This is a genomic window from Rhodococcus sp. IEGM 1351 (assembly GCF_030056875.1).
GTDB classification, from domain to species: Bacteria; Actinomycetota; Actinomycetes; order Mycobacteriales; family Mycobacteriaceae; genus Rhodococcus_F; species Rhodococcus_F opacus.
Window position 1 is genome coordinate 216,542 of sequence record NZ_JASHKU010000005.1, and the last position, 13,658, is coordinate 230,199.

Consider the following 13,658-nt stretch of genomic DNA (forward strand, 5'->3'; position numbering starts at 1 on the left):
TGAGTACTTGTTAACCGCCCGCGGTTAACAAGTACTCACAGGCAGGCGGCGGCACCCCCGGCTTCGAAGGTGGCGGTGTCGCAGTAGGCGGCGCGGGGATAGTACGGACCCATCGTGGTGGCGGGGTCGGTGTGATTGTTCTGCGACGCCTGCACCGACTGCGGGTAGAAGGCGTCGGACGGCAGCATGTACCGCAGGAACAGCACCTTCTTCGCGACGTCGGTGGAGCCCCAGGGGAGGACGGTGACGGTCGGGTCGGACGCGGCGCGGGCGGGGACGTCCTGCGGTGCGGCGACGACGTACGTGTAGTTGCCTGCGCCGTCGGTGCGTGTCTGGAAGTCGGCGGCACACGCGACGACTGGGTACGGCGTCACCTGATCGTTCTGGCACATCGACCAGTACCGCACCTGCCGGCCGGGTGCCGTGACGGGTTGGCCGGCACGGGTGTCGGGGAACGTCGGCGCCCGGCCCTGCACGACGACGATGCGTCCGGGCTGGTACGTCAGCCCCGCCCCGACATATTTGTTGTCGCCGTTGGGAAACAGGCCCGACGTGCTCGCGGGGTTCACGAACGTCGCCTCGGGCACGTTGCCGGGGAATGCGCCGGACGCCGCGCCGGCGATGATCTGGTCGAATGCGGCCTCCGCGGCCTGTCCGAGTGGGCCGTTGTCGTAGGCGGAGGGATCGAATTCGGATCCGCAGGTCGGCACCGGCGACGTCCGGCCCCCGAACGTCAGTGTCACGTCGGGTAGTGGAACGCCGCCGGTCGGAGATGCCGGGTCGTCGGGCACGTACACCCGGATGATGAGGAAACCGACGGGTACCGACTGCGCGTCGGCCCCGGCGGGCAGGGCCTGAATCTGGTTGCGGGAGTGGTCGGCCGGGCCGGTCACGACCGTCGCGTGCCAGCGCTTCTGCGTGGCGGGCAGGGCGTCGGCGGCGGCGTCGGCGAACGGGTTTCCGCTGCCGGGGTCGGGTCCGATCTGGTTGTCGCGCAACGTGTCGACGGTGTCGAAGTTCGTCCCGTACGTGTTGAGCGAGAAGTAGCGGGCAGCCGGGTAGGTGCCGCTGAGTTCGATGGTGTCACCCGGCCCCAACGCGTAGGGCAGCACCCAGTACGTCGCGTTGGCGTCGGGGAAGGCGACGTCGAGCACGGTCGAGTCGGACATGAACTGCCACGCGCACTGCGCGGTCGGTGGGGGCGCCGCGGACGCGAGGGAGGTGCCACCGGACCACAGCAGCAGAACCAGCACGGCGGCAACGACTTTCCCGGTCATAGCTGTCAGAACACCTCCCCGAACGCGGTCAGCTTGTCGATGCCCTCCCGGTCGATCTCTCCGGGCGTGTACCGGTTGATCAGCTGGATGTAGGCGAGGTACCGGGCCATCGCGTCGGCACCCTGCTGTGCGAACGCCGGGGGTAGCGGCGCGGCGAGCTGAGTCGGCAGGTACTGGGTCATCAGCTGGGCGGCCATGGCCGGACCGCGCGGGTCGTGATCGAAGGTGTTGTCGAGTTCCGCCCGGCCGCGTTCGGTGGCGTAGTCGTAGAACTCGTACTGGAACGAGGCCGGGTCGACGTAGGCGGTGGGTCCCAACCACTTCGAATACACCGCGACCTTCGCCTCGGGGGTGCGCAGCACGTAGATGTGGGTGGGGGAGTTGTTCCAGTTGACCCCCTGCGGTGCGTGCTCGTTGGTGGCGAGGACGACGTGGTCGCGACCGGCCGCGGCGTTGCTCCGCAGCAACGGCAGAAGGTCGACGCGTTCGGCATAGGTGGCGAACAGGTCCCCGGACATCCAGTTCCGGTCGCCGTGACCGAGCGTCGCGAGCAGCGGCACCACGTCGACGCTCGACGTGAGCTGACCGCGCGGGGTGTCGGTGTCGCCGGTGAATCGCCCGGTCGGGTCGGCGACGATCAGCGGGATGTGGAACGCCTCGTCGTAGGCGGTGGACAGTTTGCCTGCGACGAAGCCGTGCGCCCCGGCGTATTCGCCGTGATCGGACGTCATGACGAAGACGGTGTTCGCCGCGACGTCTTCCGGCAGCGAGTTGATCACCGTGCCGATGTGGTGATCGACCATCGACAGCACGTTGGTGTAACTGTCCAGGGCCCGCTCCCAGTACGTGTACGGGGCGAACGCGATGTGTCGGTCGGGATCGGTGCCCTGACCGTAGGGCTGGAGGTAGTAGTTCGACAGATTCTGGATGTCGTCGGTGACGCCGCCCCACACCAGGGCCTGGAACTCCCGCGCGAACACCTGGGTGCTCGGTTTGGACTGCAGTGCCTTCTCGGGTTCCCAGTTGGGCGGCACGGACGGATAACCCAGCCGCGGAGGGTCGCTCTCGGCGGTGGTCACCGACCAGGCCCGGGCGGGGCTCAGCGGGGGAACGTTGTTGGCGTACAGCGACTGATACCGTTCCGCTTCCGTTCCCGCCCAGAAGAACTGCTGGTCGTGGGGATTGACGAAGCTCGCGGTGAGGCAGAACGGGCCGTCCCCGGGCTTCCGCGTCGACAACCACGCCGCGGCCTGGTCGGCGATGTGCCCGTCGAATTCGAATCCCTCACCGTTCATTCCGATGATGTCGGGCATCGTCAGTCCGTCGAACCCGTACTCCTCGAGGTAGCCGGGGGCGAGCCCGGAGTCCTCGTCGGGGGACGGCGACAGATGCCACTTCCCGACGTACGGCGTGACGTAGCCCGCCTGCCGCAGCAGTTTGCCGTACGTCGGAAAGTCCCTCCCCATCGCGGGCGACGGGACGGGGGAGGCCCGATTGCCGGTCCGCGTCTGCAGCATCCAGTTCTGCAGCGGATAGAGGCCGGTGACGAAACACGCACGGCCGGGGCTGCATGCCACCCCGGCCGTGTAGTGCTGCGTGAACTTCACCCCGGGCGCCCACAGCGTGTAGAGGTTGGGCATGAACCGCTGCAGGAACTGGTCGGCAGTGGTGATTTCCGCCGGAAAGACCTGGGGAAACCGCATCTCGTCGACGACGATGAACACGATGTTGGGCTGCACGTAATTGCTGGGCTGACGATGCAGCGGCTTCTCCGACGCGTCCGCCCGGCGGTCGAAGAGGCCCGACATCACGGTTACCCCGCCGGCGACCGCCGCACCCGAGAGAAACGTTCTCCTGTCGATCCGATGGCCGGCCTTCTCGTCGCTCATGGCGGTTCCTCCGGTCGAAGGGCTGGGATCGTCTCCCTGTCTGTACCCACTTTCGAACGAAGTAGTGATGTGTCGCCGGAAATGTCGCCCGTGATTGGATACACCCGTGAATGCCGTAGTCCCGACCCCGCCCGATCCGTTCTTCACCGTCGGCACCCGACTCGACGGGCAGCTGGGCCGCACCGGAACCATTCACACCCCGCACGGCGACATCGCGACGCCGTCGTTCGTGGCCGTCGGCACCAAGGCCACCGTCAAGGCGGTGCTGCCGGAGAGCATGAAGGAGCTGGGCGCGCAGTCGCTGCTCGCCAACGCGTACCACCTGTACCTGCAGCCCGGGCCGGACATCGTCGACGAGGCCGGCGGTCTGGGCAAGTTCATGAACTGGGACGGCCCGACGTTCACCGACAGCGGCGGATTCCAGGTCATGTCGCTGGGCGTCGGGTTCAAGAAGGTCCTCGCGATGGAAGCCGTCGGGGTGCGCTCCGACGACGTCATCGCGAAGGGCAAGGAACGCCTCGCGACCGTCGACGACGACGGCGTCACGTTCAAATCGCACCTGGACGGGTCGCGGCACCGGTTCACCCCCGAGGTGTCGATGCAGATCCAGCACCAGCTCGGCGCCGACATCATGTTCGCGTTCGACGAGCTCACCACACTGCTGAACACCCGTGGATACCAGGAGCGGTCGGTGGAGCGGACGCAGGCGTGGGCGGTGCGCTGCATCGCCGAGCACGAGAAGCTCACCGCCGAGCGTTCCCATCGCCCGTACCAGGCGCTGTTCGGGGTCGTGCAGGGCGCGCAGTACGAGGACCTGCGGAGGCAGGCGTGCCGGGGGCTCGAGTCGATCACGGGGGAGAGCGGCCGCGGTTTCGACGGGTACGGCATCGGCGGGGCGCTCGAGAAGCAGAACCTGGGCACCATCGTCCGCTGGTGCAACGAGGAGCTTCCCGAGCACAAGCCGCGGCACATGCTCGGCATCAGCGAGCCGGACGACTTCTTCGTGGCCATCGAGAACGGCGCCGACACGTTCGACTGCGTGAATCCGTCGCGGGTCGCGCGCAACGCCGCGATATACCACCCGGACGGCCGGTTCAACATCAACACCAGCCGCTTCCGTCGTGACTTCACGCCCATCGACGAGAACTGCGATTGCTACACCTGCGCGAATTACACCAGCGCCTACATTCACCATTTGTTCAAGGCGAAGGAAATGCTGGCGTCCACGCTGTGCACCATCCACAACGAACGCTTCACCGTCCGGTTGGTCGATCAGATCCGCGCCAGCATCGAAGGCGGCTACTTCGACGAGTTCAAGGCCGACACCCTGGGTCGCTTCTACCGCACGTGAGTGGGAAAGCGTCCTCGGGCACACTTTCCCACTCACGTGGGGGTCAAAGCTGGTAGGTGGGTTCGCGCTTCTTCACGTAGGCGATGACGCGGTACGTGATCGGCATGACCAGTACCTCGACGAGGGTCTTCCACAGGAAACCGACGATCACGTAGTTGACGAAATCGCTCCACGTGCTGATGCCGATCGCGCCTGCGGCGATGGAGCAGAAGATCAGGGTGTCGGCGAACTCACCGACGATGGTGGAACCGATGAGCCGCGCCCACAGGTGCTTCTCCTTGGTGCGCTCCTTGATCAGGACCAGCGTCACCGAGTTCAGCATCTGCCCGACGAGGTAACCGGCCAGCCCGGCGAGCAGCAGACGCGGGTAGACGCCGACGACGGACCGCAGCGCTTCCTGGTTCTCGTAGAAGTCGGCGGACGGCAGCTCGATGAGGAGCCAGAAGCAGAACGCGGCCAGGATCAGGGCGCCGAAGCCCAGGTAGATCGCGCGACGGGTCGACTTGAACCCGTACACCTCGCTGAGGACGTCGCCGAGAATGTAGGCCAGCGGGAACAGGAAGAAGCCGCCGTCGGTGATGACGGGCAGGATCTGCAGCGGTCCGATGGTCAGCGACGAATCGGCGAAGAATGCGACGCCCTTCGTCGCGCAGATATTCGAGATCAGCAGCGTCGCGGTGAAGAGGGCGACGAACGTGGGGTAGTACCCCCGGCTGACGTGCGCGAACGTCGCGTGGTCGTCTGGTTTGGTCTGCTGATCTGAGGCTGTCACGCCGCAATCCAAGCACTTGAACGGGGAAGGGCGCGAATCAGGAACGGGTGAACGTACCTTTTGTCCGATCTGACGCGACGAAAGGTACGTTCACCCGCACGGTAGGGAGTGGTTCGGACTAGCCCTGGACGACGCGCGTGCCGCCGGCCAGTTCGTCGTGCTTGCCCTGCTTGGTGGGGCTGCCGTTGATGGTCACCCCGATGACGATCGCGGCGACGACGCCGAGCAGTCCGAACAGGAACCCGAGGAGCGGGAACCCGCCGAGCGCGGACAGGACGTAGAAACCGTTCCTGGTCAGCGACTGCTGCTGGGTGGGGAGTCCGCCGTTCGGGCCCTCGACGCGCAGGCCCAGAATCTGCTTGCCCAGGGTCTGCCCCCTCGTCGTTTCGAGGAAGACGAAATAGCCGACGGCGGCGGCCGCGGTGAGGATCGCGCCGAGGACGCTGCCCAGGAAGTTGCCCAGCACCAGCGCGAGGACGGTGCTGACCACGGCCATCGGGATGCCGACGATCAGGCCGTCGATCACTCGTGCGCCGAGGCGGGGAAGAAGTTCACCGGGGCGGGACGGGTCGAACCCGAAGTCCGGCTGCGCGAACGGCTGGGTGCCGAACTGCTGCGCCGAATCGAACTGCGGCGGTGCGCCGAACTGCTGTCCGTGCTGCTGCCCCGCCCCGTTGTAGTGCGGTTGCCCGTACTGCTGCCCGCCGAACGGTTGTTGTCCCTGGCCTGGATCGAATCCACCGGTAGTCATGTGTTCCCCCTCGAATCTCGAGTCCTGAATGTCTCGGATGACGCCTGAGCACCTTACGCAAGGGGTGGGAGTGACTCGAGTGACGGGAGTAGCAAAACGGGTGAGCGTACTTCCGTCTCGTTGGACAGGAAGCACGCTCACCCGTGGGGAGCGGTCGGTCAGGCCGCGACGTAACGGCCGGTGAGCACGCGGTACGCGTAGGTCGACGCGATGATCGTGATCGGGATCGAGACGAGAAGTCCGACTCCGCAGAGGATTGCACCGACGATGTTGATGCCGACGAGGGCCAGGGCCAGCAGCAGCACCGGGCCGACGTTCTGCGAGATGACGCGGAAGCTCGACTTGATGCCGGTGATGGCGTCCTCGTTCTGATCGATGACGAACTGCAGCGTCCACCAGGTCAGGAAGATCACGATGAGACCCGGGATGATGAGCAGGACGAAACCGATGGTGGCGGCCACACCGATGATCACGCTGGCGATGATGATCGCCCCGACATTGGTGAACTGGAAGAACGAACCGAACGCCGGCTTGTTCCCGTCCACTTCGTGCAGGGCGCCCCGCACCAGAGCCGCATTGATCAGGTAGCCGACGATGGTCGTGACGATCGTGCCGATGATGCGCCACACCGAGAACGCCGCGCTCATGTCGGACGACGTGCTGAAGCCGCCGAAGACGAGGTTCAGCACGACCTGGATGATGGCGGCGATCAGCAGGATGCCGATCCAGATGAGCGCGTTGTCCTTGAACTTGTTCCAGCCGTAGCCGATCGCGTCGCCCACGGAGAACTGCCCCGGCGTCTGCCCAGGCGTGCCGTAATCCGACATCGGCGGGGGCGGCGGATATCCACCGGGCGGCGGTCCCTGGTGCGGCGGCGGGTAATTGCCCTGCGGCGGCGGGTAATTTCCGCCGGGCGGCGGCGGTGGGTAATTACCGGGCGGTGGATAGTTTCCGCCGGGCGGCGGCGGGTAGTTTCCGCCGGGCGGCGGTGGCGGATATCCGCCGGGCGGCGGTCCCTGCGGCGGCGGAGGGTAATTCCCCGGGGGCGGCGGATAACCACCGGGCGGCGGTGGAGGATTGCCCTGTGGGGGGTATCCGCCCTGGTCACCACCTTCAGGTTTGTCGTTAGGGTCGTATCCACCAGTCGTCATGTGATCCCCTCAGCAAGAGTTGAATGCTCGCGCGTGACAGTGCGAATAAACACTACGTGGACAATCCTTTACTCGCCTCCCTTTGGTCTGCTTCTTCTCCTGCGGTTTTGATGCTTTACGCTGGTTATCGTGACTAATTCTGGGGGATCGGACGATTCGAATCCGTACAACGGGCAAACACCACCCACTTACGGTGAGGTTCCCGGCTTGCCGCGTGACGGATACGGGGTGGACGAATCCGGTTATCCCACGTATTCGGCGCCCACCGAGAAGTACCCCGACTATCAGCAGCCGGGCGCGTACGGGACGTCGCCGAATCCGTATGCCGCGCCGAATCGGAATCAGTACGGCGGCGACCAGTACGGGGCTCCGAACCAGCAGTACGGGACGCCCAACCCGTATGCCGCACCGAATCAGTACAGCGCCCCCAACCAGTACGGCGGCGCACCCAATCAGTACGGGCCGCCGGGCCAGTACGGCGGTCCCGCCCCGCAGTACGGCGCACCGAACCCGTACGGCGCGCCCTACCCGCAGTCGCTGGGGACGAACGGTCTCGCGATCGCGTCGCTGATCACGTCGATCGTCGGTGGATGCTTCTACGGGGTCGGCTCCGTCGTCGGCATCATCCTCGGCATCATCGCGCTGGGCCAGATCAAGCAGTCCGGGCAGGAGGGCCGTGGGCTCGCGATCGCCGGAATCGCCATCGGCGGCGCCTACGTCGTCGGCTGGATCCTGTTCTTCGTGATCATGGTGATTGCGGCGGCGTCGGGAGCCTGACCACCCACGGTTCGCGGTGCAGGCGGGCCGGGTCGAACCGGTCGAGGAGTATCCCGAGATCCACGACCTCGCCCGGTTCCGCGAGCCCGAGCGACGTCGCCAGCACTCCGAGGACGTCGCTCGGGGTGCGTCCCAACGCTTTCTGGTCGGTGAGCGTGACGGCGCCGTCACGTTTCGCGAGCCGTTTGCCGTCCTCGTTGAGTGCGAGGGCCACGTGCGCGTAGGTGGGGGCGGTCAACCCGAGCAGCCCGGCGAGGTATGCCTGACGGGGCGCGGACGAGAGCAGGTCGTCGCCGCGTACCACCTGATCGATTCCCTGGGCGGCGTCGTCGACGACCACCGCGAGGTTGTAGGCGGGTGTGCCGTCGCCGCGACGCAGCACGAGGTCGTCCACCATGCCGGAATAGCTGCCGTGCAGGACGTCGTCGATGGTGAACGAGGTGACGCCGGCGCGCAGGCGCAGCGCGGGTGGTCGTCCGCCGGCGAGCCGGTCTGCGCGTTCGTCCGGTGTCAGGTTGCGGCACGTCCCCGGGTAGGCACCCTGCGGTGCGTGCGGCGCCGACGCCGCTTTCTGGATTTCTCTTCTCGTGCAGAAACACTCGTACGCGAGACCGGCGGCATGGAGTTCGGCGATGGCCGCGTCGTACCGCGACAGTCGGTGTGATTGCGAGACGACGTCGCCGTCCCAATCGAGGCCGAGTTCCGCGAGGTCGGCCAGTTGCCGGTCCCGGGCGCCCTCGCGGACGCGGTCGAGGTCTTCGACGCGCATGAGGAACCGTCGGCCGGTGGACCGGGCGAACAACCACGCCAGCACGGCCGTCCGCAGGTTGCCGAGGTGCAGGTCGCCGGACGGGCTGGGCGCGAACCGACCCGCGCCCGCCGCCCGATGTGACGGCGGTTCACTCTGACGAGACGGATGTGACATCGGCCGAGGGTCAGCTGGCCAGTTCGATCGACGACGACGGTACGACGTCGGCGCCCTGCAGAATCATGCCGATCTGAATGTCGAGGGCGTGCTCGAGGTACTCGGGCGGGTACAGCGCCGGACTGCCGATCGCATCGAGGGCGAGACCGTCGACGGTGGCGAGGAGAAGCGCCGCACGGGTTTCCGCCTCCGGGGTGCCGATCCCGATGAGCACGGCGGACAGTCCCGTTCGGATGGTGAACAGGGTCTTTCGCCGGATCTCGGCGAGCGACGGGGAGGTGGCGGCCCGGACGGCGAATGCCGCCATGACGTGCGCCTCCCGCGACCGCGCCTCGTCGAGCGGGAGCAACTGGGACATCGCGGCGAACAGGGCCCGGGCGGGATCCCCGCCGCGGTCGACCTCCGACAGTCGGGTGAGTAGTTTGTCGACGAGGGTTCGCAGGGCGAACGCGAACATCTCGTCCTTCGTGGAGAAGTGGTGCTGGACGGCTCCGATGGACACACCCGCCCTCTTGGCGACCTCGCGCACGCTGGCGCCCTCGAGACCCGACTCGGCCGCGACGTCGAACAGGGCTGCGGCCAGGCGTTCGGGGCTGGTGGACGAGTATCGGCGTTCGCGCATGCCTCGAACATTACTGACGTATTGAATTAATGCCTGCGTCAGGTGCGCGTGTTGCCGCGAGTGGCGGGTGTGACTTCGGCTATCGGCGGACGTACGTCAGGAAGATCATCCCGCTCTCGAACGCGCGGGACGCGGCCAGCCGGAACCGCTGCGGGCCGAATTCGCCGTCGAACAGGGGAATGCCGGTGCCGATCGCGACGGGGTTGAGCTTGATCCGGAGCTCGTCGATCTCGGGCTCCACGGCGGCGGCGAGCTTCCCGCCGCCGCACAGCCAGATGTCCTTGCCGTCCTCTCGCTTGAGTTCGCGCACCTTCTCGATCGGATCGCCCGCGACGATCTCGACGTCCGGGTCGGGCGACTCGGTGATCGTGGTCGAGAAGACGTACTGCCGCAGATGCGCGTACGGGCTGGTCACGCCGAGGTCGAGGCCGGGCTGGTAACTGGCGCGGCCCATGAGCAGCGTGTCGAAATGGTTGTTGGGGGCGTCGATTCCCAGCGGTGCCCGCATGTGAGTGGGGACCGTCTCGGGATACTCGGCGATCATCACGGGCATGTGATCGCCGTCGATCTCGAAGATGGTGCCGGTGGGGTCCGAGCCGTCGGCGCCGGCGATGAATCCGTCGATGGTGGCGGCGGCGTAGTAGACGAGCTTTCGCATGTGAGTCCTCCCGTAGTCGGTAACCACTCTATTTGTAGTACTATGCCCGCAGTGGTTGCAAGTCTTTTGTCGAGGAGTGTCGATGGCGCAGAATCCGGAACGACGTGCGGCTCTCGTGAACGCGGCGATCGAAGTGCTTGCGCGAGAGGGTGCGCGCGGTCTCACCTTCCGCGCCGTCGACGTCGAGGCGAGCGTCCCCAAGGGGACGGCCACCAATTACTTCGCCAGCCGCGACGACCTGTTCGACCAGGTCGGCAAGCGGATTCACGAACGCATGGGCCCCGACCCCTCGGTGGTCGAGGAAAGCGGTCGCAAGCCGCAGAATCTCGAGCTCGCGATCGAGTACATGCAGGGGTTGTTCGGCAGGATCACCCGCGATCGGACGGGCTATCTCGCGTTGCAGGAATTGCGACTCGAAGCGGTCCGGCGGCCCGAGTTGCGGACCACGCTGACGCGCACGATCTCCGAGAACCTGGAGCGCGACATCGGGTTTCACCTCGACTCGGGACTGCCCGGTGATCGCAGCACTGTGCTGATGCTGTACCTCGCGATGAATGCGCTCATCGTCGAGCACCTGACGCTGCCCGGCGTGCTCGACGGGGTCGACACGGAGCGGCTCGTCGCCGATCTCGTGACGCGTGCCGTCGCTACGCCGGACGCCTGAGCGCGTAGTCGTCCACGTACTCCTGGCCCGACAGTGTCATGAGGGCGTGCATCAGCTCGTCTGTCGCGGCCCGGACGACGTGCCGGTTGTCGCGTAGTTCGGCGAATCGGGAGAAGTCGAGTGGTTCGCCGACGGTCACTGATACCGTGCCGAATCGCCACATCCTCGATCCGACGGGGTTGACCTGTCGTGTGCCGTGCATGGCGACGGGCACGACCGGGGCGCCCGTCGCGAGCGCGACCCGGGCGATTCCGGTCTTGCCCTTGTGGAGTCGACCGTCGGGCGACCGGGTGCCCTCGGGGTAGATTCCCCAGACCTTGCCGTCGTCCAGGATCTTCTCCGCGGTGTTCAGTGCGGATTCCGCCGCGGAGGCCCCGGATCGGTCGATCGGCACCTGGCCGGCCGCGGTGAAGAACCAGCGTTTCGCGCGACCCTTCGCGCCGCCCTCGGTGAAGTACTCGCTCTTGGCCACGAACGTGATGCGCCTGCGCACCATCAGGACGAGGAAGAACGAGTCGACGACGGTGAGGTGATTGCTCGCCAGGATCACCGGGCCCGACACCGGGATGTGGTGCGCGCCGTCGATCGTGGGCCGCCCGACGATCCGCAGCACCGGTCCGATCAGCACGTACTTGAAGATCCAGTACCACACGGTGAACTCCTGACTCGGGGGCCAAAGTGAGTAGACATTGTCTACCCCCCTGTCATGATAGACACTGTCTACATGAGTGGAGAAGTGCAACCCCTGCGCGCGCGGCTGATCGACTGCGGGCGCGAATTGCTGGACGACGGCGGCATCGACGCCGTCGGGCTACGCGCCGTCGCCCGGCACGCGGGTGTCTCACACGGCGCGCCGCGGCGGTACTTTCCCACCCACAAGGCGCTGCTCGCCGCGATCGCCGCGTCAGGATTCGCCGAGCTGTCCGAACGGCTCCGGTCGGCGATCGTGTCCGAGGCGGACCCCCTCGCACGCGTGCGGCGGACGGCACGGCAGTACCTCTCCTTCGCCGACACCCACCGCACCCTGTTCGAATTGATGTTCCGGCACGACCTGCTCGAGGGTTCGGGAGAGGACCTGCGGCACCACTCGAAACCCCTGTTCGAGACGGTCGTCGCACTCGTCGCGGACGCAGGCGCCGAGACCCCGCACGTGGTCGCGTTGAACCTGTGGACCCAGCTGCACGGGGTGGCGACCCTCCGCGCCACCCGCAGCATCGAGGTGATCGTCGGCGACTTCGACGTGGAGGCGTTCGTCGCGCAGCTGATCGACCTCCATCTCAGGGCGTAGGCAGGACGGCGCGCGGCAGGTCGGCCCGCAGTTCCACATCGGTGACGAAGTCCCCGTCGTCCGGCTGGTAGCGACGCTGCGGATCGAAGTCCTCCACCCGGAAGCTGTCCAGCGTGGGGGAGTGCGTCGTGACGGCGAGGGTTCCGCCGTCGAGATCGAACTGCAGGAGTCGCTGGAACCCGGTCTCGCGGCGGCTGTCGACCGTGAAGTACTGGTAGTCGGCGAGCAACTCCACGACCTTCCGGTCCGTGTCGCCCACCTTCCGGTCGGTGACCGTCGTCTGCCCGTCGACGTGTCCCGCGAGGACCAGGAAGACCGTCTCGAAGGGAACGACGAGCCGGTTCCAGATCTGCTGTCCCGCACTGCTACCGATGTCGCCGAACCCGCTCATCCGCAGCGAGCCGTCCTCGTCCAGGTAGTAGTGGCTGCCGATCACCACGTTGCGGTCCGGGTGGTCGGCGAGCACGTCCTCGGCCCACTGCAGCACGTGTTCGGGTGGGTTGTAGCCGATGTAGAGCATCAGGAATTTCGCGCCGGCGATGTCGAGCAGGTCGTAGTGCGCCGAATTGTCCGTGTCCGTGACGGATTCGCCCCAGTACGGCTGGTCACGGTACCGCCACGGCCCGAAGAACTCGTTGTAGAGGGCGTGGTTCTTCTCGTGCTCGCCGGGAATGAGTCGTCCGCCGACGTTCCACAGGTTGTCGTGGTTGCCGGGCAGGACACCGTAGGGAATGCCGGCCTCTTCGAGCGTCGCCATCGCCTTGTCCGCCACCTCGAACTCGGGCCGGGCGCGGGACTCGGGTGCTCCCGGACGAATCCAACTCTGGACGAGGTCGCCGGTGTGCATGGAATAGGCGATCTTGCGTTCGGCGGCATTCTCGGCGGTCCAGCGGGTCATGTCGAAGTACACCTCCGGCCGGTCCCGGGACACGTACTGGGTGTCGCTGATGTGCTGCAGCGCGAAGTCGTACGCGTTCGGGTCGGCGAACTGCTGATCGGCTGTCGCGTTGGCCTCGCGGAAACTCCGATCCCGTCGAGGGCCGTCGATGACGAGGATCTGAGCGGAGTCCTCGCCCTCGATCCGGGTGGTCAGGGTGACCGGACCGCCCGGTTCGGACGGCTGCGCCGTCGCGACCGGCTCACCCCAGCTCTGCCCCTCCTCGTCCCACACGTGCATTGCGAGGTCGTCGAGATTCACGGAACGCCCGTGCCAGGTCACGTCCGTGCCGGCGGACTCCGGGCCGAACCGGACCTCGTACCGCATGTACGGGTACTCGTCGAAGCGGTGGCTGGTGGCCGACCTACCGTCCGACTCCTCACCCGGAACCCGCTGTGAGGGAGCGGCGTCGCCGGTGGTCCCGGCGAACATGACCGCGGATGCGAGGGGCGCCGAGGTGACGAGGCCACGCGCCGGCAGACCGGACGCGCCCCGGGGTTCGGGATCGGCCGCCGCGACCACGTCACCGCCGAGCAGCGCCGCGGCGAGTGACACCGCCGTCAGCGCGGCGATCCTGCCCGGCACGCTCATGACCT

General features: G+C 66.8%; 14 protein-coding genes. 4 read left to right on the forward strand and 10 right to left on the reverse strand.

Annotated elements, in window-relative coordinates:
* Positions 1-35: 35 nt before the first annotated feature.
* Entirely contained in the window at positions 36-1,277 is a 1,242-nt protein-coding gene (locus tag QM806_RS11080; protein WP_283291346.1) for a hypothetical protein, read from the reverse strand.
* A 5-nt stretch (positions 1,278-1,282) separates the two neighbouring features.
* Positions 1,283-3,166, reverse strand: coding sequence for a sulfatase-like hydrolase/transferase (locus QM806_RS11085; RefSeq protein ID WP_283291348.1), 1,884 nt, complete (start codon positions 3,164-3,166; stop codon positions 1,283-1,285).
* Between the two features lie 106 nt (positions 3,167-3,272).
* Here QM806_RS11085 and tgt point away from each other — a divergent pair, with 106 nt between their 5' ends.
* On the forward strand, positions 3,273-4,517 hold the full coding sequence (tgt, locus tag QM806_RS11090; protein ID WP_005561587.1) for a tRNA guanosine(34) transglycosylase Tgt: 1,245 nt from the start codon (positions 3,273-3,275) through the stop codon (positions 4,515-4,517).
* A 43-nt stretch (positions 4,518-4,560) separates the two neighbouring features.
* Here the strand turns inward: tgt and QM806_RS11095 are convergent, their stop codons facing one another.
* The 3 genes from QM806_RS11095 to QM806_RS41360 all read right to left on the reverse strand — a co-directional run bounded on the left by QM806_RS11095 (position 4,561) and on the right by QM806_RS41360 (position 6,822).
* The gene (locus QM806_RS11095; RefSeq protein WP_005248717.1) at positions 4,561-5,289 is read right to left on the reverse strand and encodes a queuosine precursor transporter; all 729 of its coding nucleotides are present in this window, start codon (positions 5,287-5,289) and stop codon (positions 4,561-4,563) included.
* Positions 5,290-5,407: 118 nt separating this feature from the next.
* The gene (locus QM806_RS11100; RefSeq protein ID WP_007298402.1) at positions 5,408-6,040 is read right to left on the reverse strand and encodes an RDD family protein; all 633 of its coding nucleotides are present in this window, start codon (positions 6,038-6,040) and stop codon (positions 5,408-5,410) included.
* Between the two features lie 158 nt (positions 6,041-6,198).
* Positions 6,199-6,822, reverse strand: a complete 624-nt coding sequence (locus tag QM806_RS41360) for a DUF2189 domain-containing protein (protein ID WP_338132111.1) — start codon at positions 6,820-6,822, stop codon at positions 6,199-6,201.
* Between the two features lie 576 nt (positions 6,823-7,398).
* Here QM806_RS41360 and QM806_RS11110 point away from each other — a divergent pair.
* A complete protein-coding gene (locus QM806_RS11110; protein WP_039951749.1) occupies positions 7,399-7,968 on the forward strand; it encodes a DUF4190 domain-containing protein in 570 nt (189 codons plus the stop codon).
* Here the strand turns inward: QM806_RS11110 and gluQRS are convergent.
* From gluQRS to QM806_RS11125, 3 genes are all read right to left on the reverse strand, one after another.
* Entirely contained in the window at positions 7,937-8,893 is a 957-nt protein-coding gene (gluQRS, locus tag QM806_RS11115; RefSeq protein WP_054246857.1) for a tRNA glutamyl-Q(34) synthetase GluQRS, read from the reverse strand. The two genes, QM806_RS11110 and gluQRS, sit on opposite strands and share 32 nt — an antisense overlap.
* A 10-nt stretch (positions 8,894-8,903) precedes the next feature.
* Entirely contained in the window at positions 8,904-9,515 is a 612-nt protein-coding gene (locus tag QM806_RS11120) for a TetR/AcrR family transcriptional regulator (RefSeq protein ID WP_007298405.1), read from the reverse strand.
* Between the two features lie 79 nt (positions 9,516-9,594).
* Complete coding sequence (locus tag QM806_RS11125; RefSeq protein ID WP_120659895.1) at positions 9,595-10,173, reverse strand: dihydrofolate reductase family protein; 579 nt, start codon at positions 10,171-10,173, stop codon at positions 9,595-9,597.
* Between the two features lie 82 nt (positions 10,174-10,255).
* Here QM806_RS11125 and QM806_RS11130 point away from each other — a divergent pair, with 82 nt between their 5' ends.
* Positions 10,256-10,837 carry a TetR/AcrR family transcriptional regulator gene (locus QM806_RS11130; protein ID WP_120659894.1) on the forward strand — a complete coding sequence of 194 codons (582 nt, stop codon included), beginning with the start codon at positions 10,256-10,258 and terminating at the stop codon, positions 10,835-10,837.
* On the opposite strand, the gene QM806_RS11135 is transcribed toward QM806_RS11130, so the two are convergent.
* On the reverse strand, positions 10,821-11,489 hold the full coding sequence (locus QM806_RS11135; RefSeq protein ID WP_005567438.1) for a lysophospholipid acyltransferase family protein: 669 nt from the start codon (positions 11,487-11,489) through the stop codon (positions 10,821-10,823). The two genes, QM806_RS11130 and QM806_RS11135, sit on opposite strands and share 17 nt — an antisense overlap.
* Before the next feature lie 54 nt (positions 11,490-11,543).
* Between QM806_RS11135 and QM806_RS11140 the strand changes: the two genes are divergently transcribed.
* Positions 11,544-12,125 (forward strand): TetR/AcrR family transcriptional regulator, encoded by a 582-nt coding sequence (locus QM806_RS11140; RefSeq protein ID WP_120659893.1) that lies wholly within the window; start codon positions 11,544-11,546, stop codon positions 12,123-12,125.
* On the opposite strand, the gene QM806_RS11145 is transcribed toward QM806_RS11140, so the two are convergent.
* Positions 12,115-13,653 carry a metallophosphoesterase gene (locus tag QM806_RS11145; protein ID WP_120659892.1) on the reverse strand — a complete coding sequence of 513 codons (1,539 nt, stop codon included), beginning with the start codon at positions 13,651-13,653 and terminating at the stop codon, positions 12,115-12,117. The genes QM806_RS11140 and QM806_RS11145 overlap by 11 nt on opposite strands.
* Positions 13,654-13,658: the final 5 nt, after the last annotated feature.